The sequence below is a fragment of the Pseudomonas sp. LB3P58 genome, from assembly GCF_054897895.1.
In genome coordinates this window covers 1,045,758-1,063,440 of sequence record NZ_JBUBVE010000001.1, presented here as the reverse complement: position 1 = coordinate 1,063,440, position 17,683 = coordinate 1,045,758, and the positions used below count along the sequence as shown (strand labels likewise).

Here is a 17,683-nt window from a genome sequence, read left to right as displayed (position 1 = left end):
CATAAAAAAAGGCCGGACATCACTGCCTAATGCTGTTCACTTAAGATTGGAGTACATATCCGTTTCTGCGGTGATGGCTGGTTACGGTTTCGCTTTTACAGCGAGTCACTTGGAAAAGCCCCAAGTAACCAAGGGCTCCTGCCCCACCATTCGGTGCCTCGCCTAGGCTCGGCATACCCTCACTCCGGCATTGCTCCGGGGGCCCGCCGCCATCGGCCATCCATGGCCGGGGGCGGCTACCGCGGCATCCTTGCCGCGGTGCCCCCTGCGCAATACCTGCGTTCGGCCTCTGGGAAAGGGGCAGACAGATCAAAATCAAAAGCCAAGCGAGGCGGCCTGATAGCCGACCTGATGTCTGTCAAGGTCATCGGCGGTGGACACCTATGTCATGCCCGCCAAAAATCCAACTGTGGGAGCGAGCCTGCTCGCGAAGGCGGACTTACATTCAACATTGATGTCGACTGACAGGGCCTCATCGCGAGCAGGCTCGCTCCCACAGGGGAAATGCGTACGCTTTGAAGAGACAGGCCGGCCGGTAGGCCGCCTCGCTTTGGCTTTTGCGGTGCCCGCACCCTCGAGAGGCCGAGTGGAGGTTCTGCGCAGTGGGCAACCCGGCATGGATGCCGGGTTAGCCGCCCCCGGCCATGGATGGCCGATGGCGGCGGGCCCACGGAGCAGGACCGGAGCGAGAGCATGCCGAGCCTGGGCGAGGCACCGAACGAAAGGGGCAAGAGCGTTTGGTTACTTTGCGCTTTTCAAAGTGACTCGCTGTAAAAGCGAAACCAATAGCCGCCGTGACCGCAGAAACGGATATGTACACAAAAAAGAAAAGACAGGTCGGCCGCCTCGCTCTTGATCCACCGCCCGCTCGCGACCCATGTGTGTGTGTGTGTGTGTGCCTGGAAACACCAAGCTTAAGTGAACAACATTAGGACATCACTGCCCGGCCTTTCGATTTAAACGATTGATCAGCTCGCGATCCATCCGTCGTACCACAGCTGCAAGTTATCGCCGCGCAGCATGTAGTCACGCATCACCGCTTCGCGCAACTCGTCGCCCATACGATAGCTGGCCTCGGGATCGGCCAGGTGCATGCGAATTGCTTGCAGCCACTCCTCGGTGCTGTTGCTGACGACCCGTGTGCACGGCAAATAGCCGCGATAGGCTTCGGTGTCGGTGCAGATCACCGGATAGCCGCAGGCGCCGTATTCCAGCAGTCGCAAGTTGCTCTTGCAGTCGTTGAAGATGTGGTATTCCAACGGCGCCAGCGCCAGGTCGAGGTTAAGGCTGGCCAGCTTGGCCGGATACTCCTGCAGGCCCACCGAGGGGTGGAACTCACGCACGTAAGGGAGCAGCGCTTGCGGGCACATGCCGAAGAACACCCAGTCGACGACATCGGCCAATTCACGGACCACGTCGGCAATGATCTCCAGGTCACCGGCATGGCTGGTGCCGCCACCCCAGCCGACGCGCGGCTTGGCACCGGTGCGGCGCAGGGAAACGCGGTTGCTCCACAAGTGCGTGGCCAAGGTATTCGGCACCACGCGAATATCGTGATGCATGCCGTTCAACGCATCAGCCAGCGCCTGGGTCGACACCACCACTCGATCACACAGGCTGATGCCACGACGCATGGCTTTTTCGAAATCCTTGGGCCGATGTTTCAGGTGGCCGTTTTTTTCCGGCACGTCGATGATGTAGTCGTCGAGCTCAAAAATGCGCAAGGCTCGGGAATACGTTTTGACCCGCTCGATTTCGTTCACCAGCGCATCGTTGTAGCGCCCCTGCATCACCACCGTATCCGGCGATTGACGCTCCAACTCGATGATCGACGGCATTTCGAAAGCTTGAACACCCGTGACCAGGCCCGCCGCCTCCAGCTCCAGAAACGGCTGCACCACGCGGTAATGCCCGACAGCCGATTGGTTCACCGGCAAGGCCAGAACCCGCGGCAAGCTGCGGCTGCCGAACGGACTCCAGCCCAGGCGCATGCCAGGTTCCAGGCAGAAACTCGAACCGGTGAGACTCAAGTTGGGGTTGTAGGCTGGATCCCGGGCCATGTCGGGCAACCACTTGCGGTAGATCGTCTGCTGCTCGCGACCGAGCTGCTCCTGGCGCGCCTGTTCGCCCCCCTGTTGCAACGAAACCGCCGGCTCCACCAGCATCAAGCGGGCATGAGGCGTCCAGACCACCAGATAACCGGCCTTGGCCACTCGCAAGCCCAGGTCCACATCGTTGAATGCCAGGCTGAACGAACGCTCGTCCAGCCCGCCCAACTCCTCGAACACCTGCTTGCGCACCAGCAGGCAGTCATCGCTGACCGCACTGTAGTTCTGCACCACCTGCAGACGCTGCATGTAACCACCGGACTGCATTGATTCGCCGATAAACGGCGCACCCACCGGTCCGCGCAACCCGAGCACCAGTCCGGCATGCTGGACGGTGCCTTGGGCGCAGACCATTTTCGCTCCGACGATCCCGACTTCGGGGCGCTGGGCCTGACTCATCAGTGCGTCCAGCCAGTCGGCATCAGTGATCACACTGTTCGGCGTGAGCATCAACAAGTAGTCGCCACGAGCCTGGGCGGCGGCGAAGTTGTGAATCGCCGCAAAGTTGGCCGCATGGGGGTAACGCAGCACTCTCAGCTTGTCGCTACCCAGCTGCGCCATGCCGTCCAGCCAGGCGCGAGCCTCGCTGGTGAGACTGGCGTTGTCGACGATCAACACTTCGTAGTTCGGGTAAGCGGTTTTTTCCAGCAGGCTCGCCAGGCAGCGCTCAAGCGCCGTCAGCTGGTCCTTGGTGGAAATGATGATGGACACCAGCGGTTGCCGGGCGTGGCGATAATCCACCTGATTGATCAGCGCTTCATTGTCGGCCCGCCAGTCGAATGCCACACCCAACCGTTGCAGGTGCGCCTCCAGCAGTCGCGGGTTTTCAGCGGCCACGGCGGTCGAAGACAACCACGAGGCGTAGCTGAAGGACGACTCCACCAACACTTCGCCAATGTGTTCGATGGTGTGGGGGCCGGCGCTTTCGACCATCCGCCAGAGCAAGTCTTGAGGCGCCAGCTCCTGGAAGTCGGCACTGAAACCGCCCCGAGCCAGAAAACCGTTGCGCTCAAACGCCAACGCGCGCCCGGTGTAAGGGTAGCTGCGCATCAGGTCGAGATTGAAATCCGGTTTGAACACCGGCTCACGGGAGATGCCGTCCACCAGCGCGCCTTCATCCGCGTAGCAGCACAACATATGTTGACGCTCGACGATGCGCTCGGCCATCAAGAGCAGCGCGGCCTCGCTCAAGCGATCGCCGGAACGCAACAGGTAGAACCAATCGGCCCCCTCCAGTTGCGGCAAGACACCATTAAGCTGCTGCGCCCAATCCGCCTCCAGCGCCAGGTTCAGCACCCGCCCGTCCAGCCCCGCTTGAGCGCCCGCACTGGACAGCACCACCACGGCCTGAGCGCCGTAGCATTGAGCGTTGATGCTTTCCAGCGTCAGCTCCAGGGCCTGCCGGTCGCCGGCGCCGTCGATCACGATCGGAACGATTGTCGGTCGGTGTGGCCACGCGTGCGTCTGCGCCAACAGTTGCCCAAGGATCGCAGGCTCGCGCCGACACTCCAGCCACTGCGCATACAGCTGCCCGAAGCTGCGGCTGTCGCTGCCGACTCTGGACTCTTGGAGGGCCTGGCGAGCGACGAGCAAATGGCCGAGGGAAAACTCCTCCCACACGCGTTTTTTCGCATCGACACCCGGCAGCGCGGCGCAGTAACGGATCCAGCCGGAAAACGCGGTCCCTTTATCGCCGCGCTCGTTGAGCATTTGCGTCAGCCATTGACCTTCGACCAGCATTTGCTGCTGCACGGCCGTCTGACATTTGAAGCTGTCGGGGTGCAGGCGCTCGACACTCTGCACCTGACTGGCCACTGCCAGGTTGCCGCGCCGCAACAGGCAAACGAACAGGACCAGATCCAGCAAACCGGCAAAACCCACCTCCGGTTGCAGCAACGCCGGCAGCAATTCGCGGACATCGGCAGTGCGCATCAGCACGTTGCTCAAGCCACCGATGAAGTTCAGCGGACGGACCTCAAAGAAGTCCAGCAGATCTGCCCCCTTGAACAACGCATTGCCACCGGCCATCGCGGTGTTTTCCAGGCGGTGCGGCAGGATGTGATCGCCGGCATCACACAGATAACGCTGGGCACCGACCAGGCTGACATCTTCGTACTCGCTCAGCAGTGCGGCCTGAGTCGCGATGCAGCCAGAGAACAATCGATCATCATCACAAAGGAATTTGATGTACTCCCCGCGACTTTCCTCCAGGCACCGCAGCAGGTTGCCCGCAAAGCCCAGGGGCTGAGGGTTTTTCAGATAGCGCAGCGAGAAACGGGTCTGGGCCGAAACCCCTTCGACGATGCTCGCAATCTCGTCGCCAGGACTGTCGTCGCAGATGATGATTTCGAGGGATTCGTAGCTCTGACTCAGGACACTTTGCAATGCCGCATGGAAAAAACGCGGATTGAAGGCAGGGATGGCGACACTGACAAGGGGAGCTGAACTCACAGGAAAACTCTCGACCGCAGAGTGCTCCAGCCCTGGGGCCGGGCATGCTGACCCGGTTGGAAGAAAATGCTTGCACCCGACGGCCGAGGGGTCATCTCGTCCGTCGAGTGGTTAGCGATCAAACTCAGATTTTGTTGAACAGCCCCAATTGACTGATTTTGCTGAAGGCCAACTGTGAAGCCTGCAACATGGTTTGTTGCAGGGTCAGGCGGCTGAGCACTTCGGCCGGATCGGAGTCCTGGATCGACGACGTGGTGGTCTTGTTGGCCATCGTCAGGCTTTCGTTGGTCGAGCTCTGGATATCCAGTGCCTGACCACGAGCACCAATCGACGTCAGCGAACCGAGTACCTGGTTGCTACCGCTGCCGATGTTGGCAATCGCCGAATCCAGCGAGGCGCGAAAGCTCTGTTCGGCGGCGGCAGAACCATCGATCGGCGCCTCAAGTGCGGTGCGCAGCTTGCTGATGGTGTCGAGGATGTTCTGGGTCTGGTGGGTGTTGGGTTGAACCACATACTGGTCACCCGTCGCCGGCGTACCACCGAAGGTGAAATCCACACCCGCGGCCGTCGCTGTCGAACCCGCCATGGTCCCGGTAGACACCGGCTTGCTGTTAGCGGTCAACGGTGAGGCATACAACTCATAGTTCGTGGCGCTGGTGAACTTGAGAATCGCCCCGCCATTGGGGAATGCCGCGTTGTAGTTGGCTGCGTTGCTGACAGTGGCTCCCGTCACGACGGCGGTCGATGGATTGCCGGCGCTGCGGGTGGCACTGAAGGTGTCTGGCTTGGCGCCCAGATTGAAGATATGCCCGGCAATCACAGTGTCCGGGGTGGTATCGCCTGGTTTCAGATTGATGTTCAGACGCAGATCGACACCGCGGAAAGATACCTGTGTGCCACCGGCCGTCTTGGGATCGAAGACACCGTTGTTGGAGGCTTCAGCCGTTACATCGTTGCCGCCGGAATCCGTGACCTTGAACTGAGTGCTGCTCAGGAACTCGATCGCATAGGGCTCGCCACTGCGGAACTTGTCGTTGTAAGTCACGCTACCCGACACCTGACCGTTGGACAGGTCGACCCGTCCGTCATTCACCGCCGGTGCCGTCAGCGTGGTCTGGGTGCGACTGGTGTTGAGGGCCTGCTCGAAAATGCTGAAGCCGGTGTCATTGCTGGGCATGGTCAACGCATCACCCACCTGAAGGTTCAAGGTGGTCTGGTCGCCGTGATAGCTGTAAGTGCCATCGGCATTGCGCGAGTACGGCGCAGTACCGCTGTTGGACCCGCCAAACAGATACTGGCCGTTTTCATCGCGGCTGTTCATCAGGCTCAGTAACTGCGATTCGAGCTGCCCCAATTCGGAGGCGTTGGCGTTGCGCTCGGAATCGGTATAGCCGGCGTTGCCCGCACCCAGGGCCAGTTCGTTGGCACGCTGCAGCACGTTGTTGATGCTGTTGAGAACGGTCTCGGACTGACCCAGCGTATTCTTGATCGTCGTGATGTTGGTCGAAAACTGGTCGAGCATTGCACTCTGCTGACCCAGTTGCAGCAACCGCGAAGCGCCAACCGGATCATCAGCGGCCGTACGTACGCGAAGGTTGTCGCTGGCTTCCTGACTGGTATTGACGACGTTGTTGAAGTTCTTCTGGTAGTTCGCAGCGCTGCGCTCGTAGAACTGGGGGGTAGAAATACGCATGATCTACGACTCCTTAAAGGCTGTTGATCAGAGTGCTGAAGATTTCCTGCGCAGCCTTGATGATCTGCGAAGAAGCTGTGTAGTACTGCTGGTACTTGACCAGATTGCCGGTTTCCTCATCCAGGTCGACACCGGATAACGAGTCACGGGCGCCCTTGGCCTGCGTCAGGATGGCGGTTGTCGCATCGGAATCGTTTTTGCCCTGGGCGGCCTTGGCACCGACGTTTTCCACCAGCTTGCCGTACGCGTCCGAAAGGCTGATACCGTTGCTGGTACCACCGGTTTCCACGGTCTTGCGAGTCTGCAGGTCGATGACGGCCAGACCATTACGGTTGTCCTTGGAACTGGCACCGGTCAGCGACACGGTGAAACTGTCCAGGTCCTTCGGCGAACCGTCCATGGTCATTTCAAACGTAAAGGTGCGCTGCACCGGCGGGACGCTGCTGTCCATGATCGGGTTGCCGCTGGCATCGACCATTTTCACCGCCACGCTCAGGGTGTTGCTTTGCCCCGGAACAATACTGCCAGTAGCGATTTGGGTGCCCTTGGCATCCTTGACCGAATAGGTCTGCGAAGCACCACCGGCAGGGCCGAAGATGATCTTGACCGGTGTCGAGTTTTTGATCCCCGACTGGATGATTGCGCTGTCGGCAGGGTTGTAGATATTGAGCGACGACTTGAGGTCAGGCTGCTTCAGAATGCTGCCGGTCCCGGTGTTGCCCGAGCCGCTGACGCCGGTCAGAGGGGCCGCGACCGCAAGACGTTTAGGGTCGGTGAGCACCGTCTGGATCTCGCTGGCGCCGCCACGGGTGGGCGTAACCTTGAAGGTGTCACCCGTGCTCATGCCCGCCCCGCCCAGAGACAGCTCGAAGCCATCGATCACCGGTGCCGGGGTGGTGCTGATGTTGAACGAGCCCATATCGGTGCCGTCCGAGCGACGGACGCTGTAGTCCGTGGCACTGGTGAACGTGACCTGATAATCGTTGGTGGTCAGCTTGCCCGTGTCCTTGATGGTCACGTTCAGATTACCCGACGCAGGGTTGTTGCCCGCGGCGGCAATACTGCGCTGACTGATCAGGGTGGCACTGTTGATATTGCCGAACAGGGCCGCACCGAACTCACCGTTCTTGTCGATGCCCTGGGCAAGCTGGCTGTTAATCTGGTCGGCGACCACCAGGGCTACTCGCCCCAGTTCATTCATCGCAGGGTCGAGCACTTCGCTGCGATAGCGCAGCAGGCCACCCATTTCACCACCCGAGATCACCGAGGAGATATCGATGGTGCTTGAACCACGGTTCATCTGAATAGTGGAACGGCTCGGATCATTCTTGCCAGGCACCACTTCCAGGGTGGTGGAGGTATTGCCTATGACCAGCGGCTGACCGCTGCCCAGGTAAATATCGTAGTTGGAGCCGCTCTGCGTGACTTGTGCGCCGACCAGCTCGGACAGCTGACGGACCGTCTCGTTGCGCTGATCCAGCAGGTCATTGGGCTGACCCGTGCTGCCGGAGGATTCGGAAATTTTCTGGTTCAGCTGTGCAACGGTGGCCGCCAGTTTGTTGACTTGCGAAGCCATGTCCGTGAGGTTGCCATTGATGTTGGCATTCTGCTGGTTCAGCTGACTTGAAATCGAATTGAAGCGATTGCTCAGGGCCTTGGCATCGCTGAGCAGCAGCTGTCGTGCCGCGTCATCGGTCGGAGCCGAAGAGACGTTCTGCATGGAACTGAAAAACTTGGTCAGCGCGCTACTGATGCCGGTGCTGCTGTCGGACAGGAGTTTATCTACCGGCGAAACCTGCGCCAGGTAGGCGGCCGAATCACTGTTGAGCGACGTGGCGGTCTGCAGTTGGGCGTCAAGGTAGCTGTTGTACACCCGACGTACATCGGCCAGCGTCGTACCAGTGCCGATGTAGACATTGCCGAACTGCTGCGAGGCTTTGGTGCCCTGCACGGTCTGCTGACGCGAGTAACCCGCGGTATCGACGTTGGCGATGTTGTTACCCGTCGTCATCAACGACGATTGGCTGGCTGACAGCCCCGACATCCCGATGTTGAGCAAACTCATGGTTCAGACCTTATAGCTTATGCCTATAGAGGCGTGGTGGTAGCGCCCGCCGCAGCGTAGTTCTGGTAACTCGTCATCTGCTTGGCTATCTGCGAAATCTTGCTTGCGTAGTCCGGGTCGGTTGCGTAACCGGCCTTTTGCAACTCGCGCACAAACTGTTCTGGGTTATCGGCCGACTTCACAACATCTTGATAGCGATTGTTGGTTTGCAGCAGCGTCACAAGGTCATGGAAGCTGTCCTTGTAAGAGTCATAGGAACGGAACTGAGCCGTCTCCTTGACCATCTCGCCATTCCTGAATTCGCTGGTGATCGCGCGCGCCGAATCGCCTTTCCAACTGCTGCCGGCCTTGATGCCGAACAGGTTGTGACTGCTGCTGCCATCCTGGGCGCGCATGACCGATTTGCCCCAACCGGTTTCCAGGGCGGCCTGCGCCACCAGGTAACGCGGATCGACACCAATGCGTTCGGCGGCCTCTTTGGCCATCGGCAGCATGGTGTTGACGAATTCGTCGGCGGAACTGAACGCTTTCTTCGCCGGTGCCAGCGGTATTTGCGCCATGGCACGGCCATAAACCTGCAGGCGCCCGCTGGATGTCGCATCCGTTTGCGAAGCCAGCCAATCGCCGTTGTACAGGGGACCGGCACCGGTCTTGGTGCTCTGCGGCATTTGGATGTTGTTCTGCGCCGTCGCAGCGGTCGCGGCAGCGTTCGATGCCGACGGCACCAGCCCTGCGAGCAAGCGGTCGGCCAGTTTCGGCGGCAGCGCCAGACGTCGCTGATTGATCAGCGCCATGTCATTGCGATGAGCGCCCTCGCCCGCGTTGGCTGGCGACTTCACCGAGCGCGAAGCCCACAACGGACGCTCGCCATTGAGGCGCGACAGCGGCCCGTTGGTGGCGACCGTGCCGGCGGCAATCGGGGTTTCCACGGCGGCTTTCGCGGCAGCTTGCTTGGCGGCTGACGCGGCAGCGGCCTCGCCCGGGGCCAGCGGTTTGTTCTTCGACATCTGACGCATCAGCACGTCAGCCAGACCAATACCGCCACCCTCACGGGACATGGAAACGGCCAACTGCTGGTCGTACATTTCCTGGTATTGCTTGGCTGCCGGCGTGTTGAGCGGATTGTCCTGGCCCAGCGTTTCAGTGGCCGAGCGCATGGACTTGAGCATTTCACCGAGGAACAGCGACTCGAACTCCTGCGCCACCTTGCGCATGTTCGCGTCACTGTCCTTGTCGCCGACCTTGAGCTGGTTCAGTCGATTGAGGTCCGAATAGGAACCCGAATCGTTGCTGCTGACCCCCAATCCGCCCTTGCGCATATCCATGGTCGCCGTCCTCAGATCACGATCAGGTCGGCTTGCAACGCGCCGGCCTGTTTCAGTGCTTCGAGGATCGCCATCAAGTCACCCGGCGCCGCGCCGACCTGGTTCACCGCACGCACGATTTCGTCGAGGGTGGTGCCCGGACCGAACTTGAACATCGGCTTGGCTTCCTGCTGGGCGTTGACCCGCGAGCGCGGCACGACCGCCGTCTGCCCATTGGACAGAGGGCCGGGCTGGCTGACGATCGGGTCTTCGGTGATGGTCACGGTCAGGCTGCCGTGGGTCACGGCGGCCGGGGAAACCTTGACGTTCTGGCCGATCACGATGGTGCCGGTCCGCGAGTTGATGATGACTTTCGCCACCGCCTGACCCGGGTCGACTTCAAGGTTCTCGATGATCGACAAATAGTCGACGCGCTGGCTCGGATCGAGTGGCGCGCTGACACGAATCGAACCGCCGTCGATGGCCTGGGCAACGCCAGGGCCGAGCATATTGTTGATCTTGTCGACGATGCGCTTGGCCGTGGTGAAGTCCGAACGATTGAGGTTCAGCGTCAAGCTGTTGCCTTGGTTGAAGCCGCTCGGCACCGAACGCTCAACCGACGCACCGCCCGGGATACGACCGGCCGACGGAACGTTGACTGTAATCTTCGAACCATCACGACCTTCGGCATCAAAACCGCCGACCACCAGGTTGCCCTGAGCGACCGCATAGACGTTGCCGTCGATACCCTTGAGCGGCGTCAGCAGCAAGGTGCCGCCGCGCAGGCTCTTGGAGTTACCGATGGACGATACGGTGATGTCGACCTGCTGACCCGGCTTGGCGAACGCCGGCAAATCAGCACTGATCGACACCGCCGCAACGTTCTTCAACTGCACGTTACCCGAACCCGCCGGCACCTTGATGCCGAACTGCGAAAGCATGTTGTTGAAGGTCTGCAGGGTGAACGGGGTTTGCGTCGTCTGGTCGCCGGTACCGTTAAGCCCGACCACCAGGCCGTAGCCAATCAATTGGTTGGAACGCACGCCGGAAATACTGGCGATGTCCTTCAGCCGCTCGGCTTGCGCGTTGAACGCTGCGGACAGCATCAGGGCGGCCACCATGAGGTGTTTAAGATTCAACGTAGCCACCTAGAAAGGGAACAGCGGGCTGAGGAAGAAACGATCGAACCAGCCTGGCTGACTCGCATCGGCAAACGAACCGGTGCCCGAATAGGTGATGCGTGCATCGGCGATACGGGTCGACGAAACGGTGTTGTCAGTCGAGATGTCATCGGCGCGAACAAGCCCTGCAATCCGCACCAGCTCATCACCGGTATTGAGGGTCATCCACTTCTCGCCGCGTACGGCGATGATGCCGTTGGGCAACACGTCGGCGACGGTCACGGTGATCGAGCCGGTCAGGCTGTTGCCCTGCCCGGCCTTGCTGTCACCCTTGGTCGCGCGGTCGCCGCTGTAGCTGGCATCCAGGCTCAGGTCGCCGCTGCCGAGCGGGTTATTCGTATTGGGCGTACTGCCGAACAATGAGGACAGGCCAATGCTGGTCTTGCTGGTCTTGCCGACCTGGGAATTGGCGTTTTTGCTGGCCTGGGTCTTCTCGTTCAAGGTGATGGTGATGATGTCACCGACCCGGAACGCCTTGCGGTCGCTGTACAGGTTCTGTTCGAAACCGGCCTGGTAGATCGAGCCGTTATTGGCCGCCGCCGGCAGCGGCGTGCGCGGTAACACCGGGGCGTAGTAAGGGTCATTGGGCTTGGGCGTCGGACCGACGCAGCCCGAAAGCGCGGCGATCCCACTCAGTGCCAGAACAGATACATAGCGATTCATGACCCTACCTCACGGTGTTGCAGGCGACCTCATGGCCGCCTCATAGACTTGATTACAGATTCTGCGTTACGAACGAGAGCATCTGGTCGGCGGTGGAGATCACCTTGGAGTTCATCTCGTAAGCGCGCTGAGTGGTGATCATGTTGACCATCTCTTCAACGGTGCTGACGTTCGAGGTTTCCAGGGTGTTCTGCAGCGTGGTGCCGAAACCGGCCAGGCCCGGGGTGCCGACTTGCGGCGCGCCGCTGGCCGCGGTTTCCAGGAACAGGTTGTTGCCCACAGCCTGCAGACCGGCCGGGTTGATGAAGTCGGCGGTTTGCAGGTTACCGATCACCTGGGAGGCCGGGTTGCCGGCAACGGTGATGGACACAGTGCCGTCGCGACCGACCGTAAAGGTCTGGGCATCGTTCGGGATGACAATGGCCGGTTCCAGGGCGAAGCCGCTGGAGTTCACGATCTGACCGTTGGAGTCCAGGTGAAACGTACCGTCACGGGTGTAGGAAGTCGTGCCGTCCGGCTGCAGAATCTGGAAGAAACCGCGACCGTCGATGGCCATGTCCAACGGCTGCTCGGTGGTTTGCAGGCTGCCGGCGGTGAAGTTTTTCTGGGTGCCGACAATGCGCACACCGGTACCCAATTGCAGACCCGACGGCAGTTCACTGTCCTGGGTCGACTGGGCGCCTGGCTGGCGTTTGATCTGGTAGAGCAAGTCCTGGAACTCGGCGCGGTCACGTTTGAAACCCGTGGTCGACACGTTGGCCAGGTTGTTGGAAATGGTCGTCAGGTTGGTGTCCTGGGCGGACAGACCTGTTTTGGCAACCCATAGAGCCGGAAGCATTCGATTCTCCTCGTGCGCCTGTTTTACGGCGCGACGTTCTGATAATTAGCTGATCTGCAAGACCCGAGCCATGGCCTGGTCGTCTTCTTTGGCGGTGTTCATCATCTTGATGTGCAGTTCGAACTGCTTGGCCAGGGCCAGTACCGAGGTCATCTCTTCCACGGCGTTGACGTTGCTCGACTCAAGGAAACCGGACACCAGTTTGACGTCGGCATCGGCTTGCGCCGGCTTGCCATCCTTGGTGTGGATCGATCCGTCCAGGCCTTTGGTCATGTTCTTGAAGTCAGGATTAACCAGCTTGATGCGGTCGACTTCCGCCATCACGCGCGGACCTTCGCCCATCGCTCGAATGCTGATGGTGCCGTCCTCGCCCACTTCGATTTGCTGCTCGGGCGGCACGGCAATCGGCCCGCCATTGCCCATCACCGGCATACCGTTGCCGGCCCGCAGCACGCCCAGGGCGTCGACGTTCAGGCTGCCGGTGCGCACGTAGCTTTCACCGCCGTCCGGGTTCTGCACGGCGATCCAGCCATTGCCTTGCACCGCGACATCGAGGTCACGACCGGTTTCCACCAATGCGCCAGGGGAGAAGTCGGTGGCCGGACGTTCGGACAGGGCAAACGCACGCGCCGGAAAGCTGTCACCGAACACCGGCATCGAACGAGCCTGCTCCAGGTCTTTCTGGAAACCGTTGGTGGAGATGTTCGCCAGGTTGTTCGCATGAGCCTTCTGCGCCAGTGCATTCTGGCTGGCGCCGGTCATTGCCACATAAAGGTACTTGTCCACACTCTTTCCTCTGCATGCCGGACGTTTGCCGCCCACCGCTGTACTGCTGAGCCATAAGCAATTTGCAGACCAACTTTTTTCTGGCGGCGCAGGGCCCGGCAAACAAAGGACTTGAGGGGTTCAGGAGGGATTGGAGGATTGTATCGAAGACGAAAAACCGGCGGTGTTATGCCGTTTGCGGCAAGTGCCGACCTCTTCGGCTCAACTCCGACCTCGTAGGGACCTATGCGCTGCCGGGTTCTTTGCCGACTTCGTACTCACGCAACTTATTGGCAATGGTGGTGTGCGAAACCCCCAATCGCTTGCCCAGCTGCCGACTGCTCGGGTGTTCGGAATACAAACGCTCAAGCACCGCTTTCTCGAAGCGCCCGACAATCTCGTCCAGCCCGCCCTCGAGTGAGAAGTCGCCAAGTGGCTGACGCACGCCGTAGTCCGGCAAGCGAATATGTTCGGCCTTGACGGTCCCGCCCTCGCACAAGGAAACCGCCTGGAACAACACGTTTTCCAACTGCCGAACATTGCCCGGCCAATGGTAGTGACTGAGCCGTTCCATCGCCGCTGGCGCCAGTTTCGGCAGCGGGCAACCGATCTGCCGACTGGCCTGATCGAGGAAGTGTTCCACCAGCGGCGTCAAGCCATCCAGGCATTCACGCAGTGGCGGAATGTGCAGCGAAAGCACGTTCAAGCGGTGATACAAATCCTGGCGAAACTCGCCGCGTGCACACAACTCTGACAGGTCGACCTGAGTCGCGCAGATCACCCGCACATCCAGATAAACCTCTTCATCACTGCCCACACGACGGAAGCAACCGTCCTGCAGGAAACGCAGCAATTTCACCTGTAAGCGCGGGCTCATTTCCCCGACGCCATCGAGAAACAGCGTACCGCCCGCCGTCAGCTCCAGCAGTCCGAGTTTGCCTTCTGCCCGCGCCCCTTCGAAAGCGCCGGGGCCGTAGCCAAACAACTCCGTCTCAGCCATGGATTCCGGCAGACCGGCGCAGTTGAGCGCCATCAACGGCGATTGCCCCCGCGGACTCGCCAGGTGGCAGGCGCGCGCCAACAACTCTTTACCCGTACCGGTTTCACCTTCTATTAATAGCGGAGCATCCAGCGGCGCCATGCGTCGGGCTTCGCGTACCACCGCAGCCATCACCTTCGAGCTTTGGAAAATGCTGTCGAACCCGCGTAATTCCTGTTTGCGCACGTTATAGATGCGCTCACCGACCCGGTCGGCGCGGTGCAGCGTGAGTACCGCGCCGGCCATGGCTTCGCTGTCGTCATGCTCCGATTGCAGTGGCGCGATGTCGGCGAGAAACACGTCGCCCTTCACCTTCACCCGCAACCCGTTGATCCGCGACTTGTTGGCGCGCACCAATTCCGGCAAGTCGAAATCCTCGGCGTAACGCGACAGCGGAATCCCCGGCACCTCATCTACCCGCACGCCTAACAACTGCGCCGCCGCACGGTTGGCCGCGACGATCGAACCGCCCATGTCGATCGACAGCACCGGAAATTCCAGGGCGCCGAGCAACGCATTGAGTTCCATGTGCCGACGCTCGCTGGGCATCAGCCCTACGCGCTTGACGCCGAACACCCCGGCAATCGATTCGAATTTCGGACGCAATGCCTGAAACTGAATGTTGATCAGGTTCGGGCAATGCAGGTAGATGGCATTGCCTTGCTCACCGCCGACCTCGCCGCGAGCGACGTTGATCCCGTACTCCACCAGCAGGTTGAGAATGTCGCGCAGGATACCGATGCGGTTCTGGCAGTGGACTTTGATACGCATATAAAGGCCCGAAACAGGAGAGATCGAGGGCCTGGGCAAGGATTTTTCTGCGCAGGCGCCAACTTTGTCGTCAAGATTATGTGACACCTGCACACCATTTCAAACCCGGAAATACCAATCCCTGCGCCACAACGACTAATCCGTAACGAAAACTTTACGAAAATCGATGAATTTTCCTACGCACGACGCGACTCGCGTGCTGCAACACTGCATTTCTTGAGGTATTTCTAGGTCCATAGCAGGACATAACAAGAACGAAATCCCCTAGCAGGAGAGCAGCATGAAGCAGACGCAATACGTGGCTCGCGAGCCCGATGCGCAAGGTTTTATCGACTACCCCGCCGAAGAACATGCGGTGTGGAACACGCTGATTACTCGCCAACTGAAAGTGATCGAGGGCCGTGCGTGCCAGGAATACCTGGACGGTATCGAAAAACTCGGTCTGCCCCACGACCGCATTCCGCAACTCGGTGAAATCAACAAAGTCCTCGGTGAAACCACCGGCTGGCAGGTTGCCCGGGTACCCGCACTGATCCCCTTCCAGACCTTTTTCGAATTGCTCGCCAACAAGCAGTTCCCGGTGGCGACGTTTATTCGTACCCGCGAAGAGCTGGATTACCTGCAAGAGCCGGATATTTTCCACGAGATCTTTGGCCACTGCCCGCTGCTGACCAACCCCTGGTTTGCCGAATTCACCCACACCTACGGCAAACTCGGCCTACAGGCTTCCAAGGAAGAACGCGTTTACCTGGCGCGTCTGTACTGGATGACCATCGAGTTCGGCATGGTCGATACGCCACAAGGCCTGCGCATCTACGGCGGCGGCATTCTCTCCTCGCCGAAAGAAACCGTTTACTGCCTGTCGGACGAACCTGAACATCAGACCTTCGATCCGCTGGAATGCATGCGCACGCCGTACCGCATCGACATCCTGCAACCGCTGTACTTTGTCCTGCCGAACCTCAAGCGCCTGTTCGATCTCGCCCACGAAGACATCATGGGCATGGTCAAGCAAGGCATGCAGCTAGGCTTGCGCACCCCAAAATTTCCGCCAAAGGCTGCGTGATCCGCAGCTTTTAGAATCAAGTGAGCCTGTCAGGAACCGACGCTTTGGTTTAGCGTGGTGAATTGACGGCCGAATTCCAATAATTCGATTTCAGGAACCCATCATGTCCACATTGAACCAAGCCCATTGCGAAGCCTGCCGCGCCGATGCCCCTCAGGTCAGCGACGAAGAACTGCCGGTACTGATCAAGCAGATCCCTGACTGGAACATTGAAGTGCGCGACAGCGTGATGCAGCTGGAAAAAGTTTTCCTGTTCAAGAACTTCAAGCACGCACTGGCGTTCACCAACGCCGTCGGTGAAATCTCCGAGGCTGAAGGTCACCACCCGGGCCTGCTGACCGAGTGGGGCAAAGTCACCGTGACCTGGTGGAGCCACTCCATCAAAGGTCTGCACCGCAACGATTTCATCATGGCCGCGCGCACTGACGAAGTGGCCAAGGACGCTGAGGGCCGCAAATAATGCATTTCGACGCCATCGGACGAGTACCCGGCGACCCGATTCTCGGCCTGATGGAGGCCTATGCGCAGGACCCCAACCCGCGCAAATTCGACCTCGGCGTGGGCGTCTATAAGGATGCCCAGGGCCTGACACCGATTCCCCAGTCCGTGAAGCTCGCCGAGCAACGTCTGGTGGATCGTCAGACCACCAAAACCTACATCGGTGGCCATGGCGAACCGGCGTTCGGCAAGGCCATCGTTGAATTGGTGCTGGGTGCCGATTCCCCGCTGATCGCCGAACAACGGGCCGGCGCGACGCAAACGCCGGGCGGCACCGGCGCGCTGCGCTTGAGTGCCGATTTCATCGCCCAATGCCTTCCGGGCCGTGGCGTGTGGCTGAGCAATCCTACCTGGCCAATCCACGAAACCATTTTCGCGGCGGCCGGAGTCAAGGTCAGTCATTACCCGTACGTCGGCAGCGATAACCGCCTCGACGTCGAAGCGATGCTCGCGGTACTCAACGAAGCGCCGAAGGGCGATGTGGTGCTGCTGCACGCCTGCTGCCATAACCCGACCGGTTTCGATCTGTCCCATGACGATTGGCGCCGGGTGCTGGACGTGGTGCGCAGTCGCGATTTGGTGCCGCTGATCGACTTCGCCTACCAGGGCTTCGGCGATGGCCTGGAACAGGATGCATGGTCGACTCGGTTGTTCGCTGCCGCGTTGCCGGAAGTGCTGATCACCAGTTCCTGCTCGAAGAACTTCGGCCTGTACCGCGACCGCACCGGTGCGCTGATTGTCTGCGCGAAAACCGCTGACAAGCTGGTGGATATCCGCAGCCAACTGGCTAACATCGCCCGCAACCTGTGGTCGACACCCCCGGATCATGGCGCTGCTGTGGTAGCGACCATCCTCGGTGATCCAGAACTGAAAAGCCTCTGGGCCGACGAAGTGGAAGCCATGCGTTTGCGTATCGCCCAACTGCGTAGCGGTTTGGTTGAAGCGCTTGAGCCTCATGGCTTGCGTGATCGCTTTGCGCACATCGGCGTGCAGCGCGGGATGTTTTCCTACACCGGTTTGACGCCGGACCAGGTCAAACAACTGCGCGATCATCACAGCGTTTACATGGTCGGTACTGGTCGGGCGAACGTAGCGGGGATCGATGCAACGCGTCTGGACCTGCTGGCCGAAGCAATCGCCGAAGTCTGCAAATAACCATCAAGCACCGCAAGTCCCCTGTGGGAGCAGGCTCGCTCCCACATTTGAAATGCAATCCCCCGTAGGAGCTGCCGAAGGCTGCG

12 protein-coding genes are annotated in these 17,683 nt (G+C 60.1%); 3 read left to right on the top strand and 9 right to left on the bottom strand.

Annotated features, from left to right (window positions below; all coding sequences use genetic code 11):
• Positions 1–968: 968 nt before the first annotated feature.
• From ACYZTZ_RS04925 to ACYZTZ_RS04885, 9 genes are all read right to left on the bottom strand, one after another.
• Positions 969–4,559, bottom strand: coding sequence for a glycosyltransferase (locus tag ACYZTZ_RS04925; RefSeq protein ID WP_461997405.1), 3,591 nt, complete (start codon positions 4,557–4,559; stop codon positions 969–971).
• Positions 4,560–4,683: 124 nt separating this feature from the next.
• Positions 4,684–6,252 (bottom strand): flagellar hook-associated protein 3, encoded by a 1,569-nt coding sequence (locus ACYZTZ_RS04920; RefSeq protein ID WP_461997404.1) that lies wholly within the window; start codon positions 6,250–6,252, stop codon positions 4,684–4,686.
• A 13-nt stretch (positions 6,253–6,265) separates the two neighbouring features.
• Positions 6,266–8,317, bottom strand: a complete 2,052-nt coding sequence (gene flgK / locus ACYZTZ_RS04915; RefSeq protein WP_461997403.1) for a flagellar hook-associated protein FlgK — start codon at positions 8,315–8,317, stop codon at positions 6,266–6,268.
• Between the two features lie 23 nt (positions 8,318–8,340).
• Positions 8,341–9,642, bottom strand: coding sequence for a flagellar assembly peptidoglycan hydrolase FlgJ (gene flgJ / locus ACYZTZ_RS04910; protein ID WP_461997402.1), 1,302 nt, complete (start codon positions 9,640–9,642; stop codon positions 8,341–8,343).
• A gap of 11 nt (positions 9,643–9,653) precedes the next feature.
• Positions 9,654–10,742 (bottom strand): flagellar basal body P-ring protein FlgI, encoded by a 1,089-nt coding sequence (locus ACYZTZ_RS04905; RefSeq protein ID WP_095127795.1) that lies wholly within the window; start codon positions 10,740–10,742, stop codon positions 9,654–9,656.
• A 27-nt stretch (positions 10,743–10,769) separates the two neighbouring features.
• Positions 10,770–11,465 carry a flagellar basal body L-ring protein FlgH gene (gene flgH, locus ACYZTZ_RS04900; RefSeq protein WP_461997401.1) on the bottom strand — a complete coding sequence of 232 codons (696 nt, stop codon included), beginning with the start codon at positions 11,463–11,465 and terminating at the stop codon, positions 10,770–10,772.
• Between the two features lie 52 nt (positions 11,466–11,517).
• The gene (gene flgG, locus ACYZTZ_RS04895; protein WP_033055957.1) at positions 11,518–12,303 is read right to left on the bottom strand and encodes a flagellar basal-body rod protein FlgG; all 786 of its coding nucleotides are present in this window, start codon (positions 12,301–12,303) and stop codon (positions 11,518–11,520) included.
• Positions 12,304–12,348: 45 nt separating this feature from the next.
• On the bottom strand, positions 12,349–13,089 hold the full coding sequence (locus ACYZTZ_RS04890) for a flagellar basal body rod protein FlgF (RefSeq protein ID WP_056742140.1): 741 nt from the start codon (positions 13,087–13,089) through the stop codon (positions 12,349–12,351).
• A gap of 223 nt (positions 13,090–13,312) precedes the next feature.
• Complete coding sequence (locus ACYZTZ_RS04885) at positions 13,313–14,878, bottom strand: sigma-54-dependent transcriptional regulator (RefSeq protein ID WP_461997400.1); 1,566 nt, start codon at positions 14,876–14,878, stop codon at positions 13,313–13,315.
• Between the two features lie 280 nt (positions 14,879–15,158).
• Between ACYZTZ_RS04885 and phhA the strand changes: the two genes are divergently transcribed.
• The 3 genes from phhA (at position 15,159) to ACYZTZ_RS04870 (ending at position 17,597) form a co-directional block, all read left to right on the top strand.
• Positions 15,159–15,944 (top strand): phenylalanine 4-monooxygenase, encoded by a 786-nt coding sequence (gene phhA / locus ACYZTZ_RS04880; RefSeq protein WP_461997399.1) that lies wholly within the window; start codon positions 15,159–15,161, stop codon positions 15,942–15,944.
• Positions 15,945–16,047: 103 nt separating this feature from the next.
• Positions 16,048–16,404 (top strand): 4a-hydroxytetrahydrobiopterin dehydratase, encoded by a 357-nt coding sequence (locus tag ACYZTZ_RS04875; protein WP_008030478.1) that lies wholly within the window; start codon positions 16,048–16,050, stop codon positions 16,402–16,404.
• Entirely contained in the window at positions 16,404–17,597 is a 1,194-nt protein-coding gene (locus tag ACYZTZ_RS04870) for an amino acid aminotransferase (protein WP_461997398.1), read from the top strand. Before ACYZTZ_RS04875 ends, ACYZTZ_RS04870 begins: the two co-directional genes overlap by 1 nt.
• The last annotated feature ends 86 nt before the right edge of the window (positions 17,598–17,683 follow it).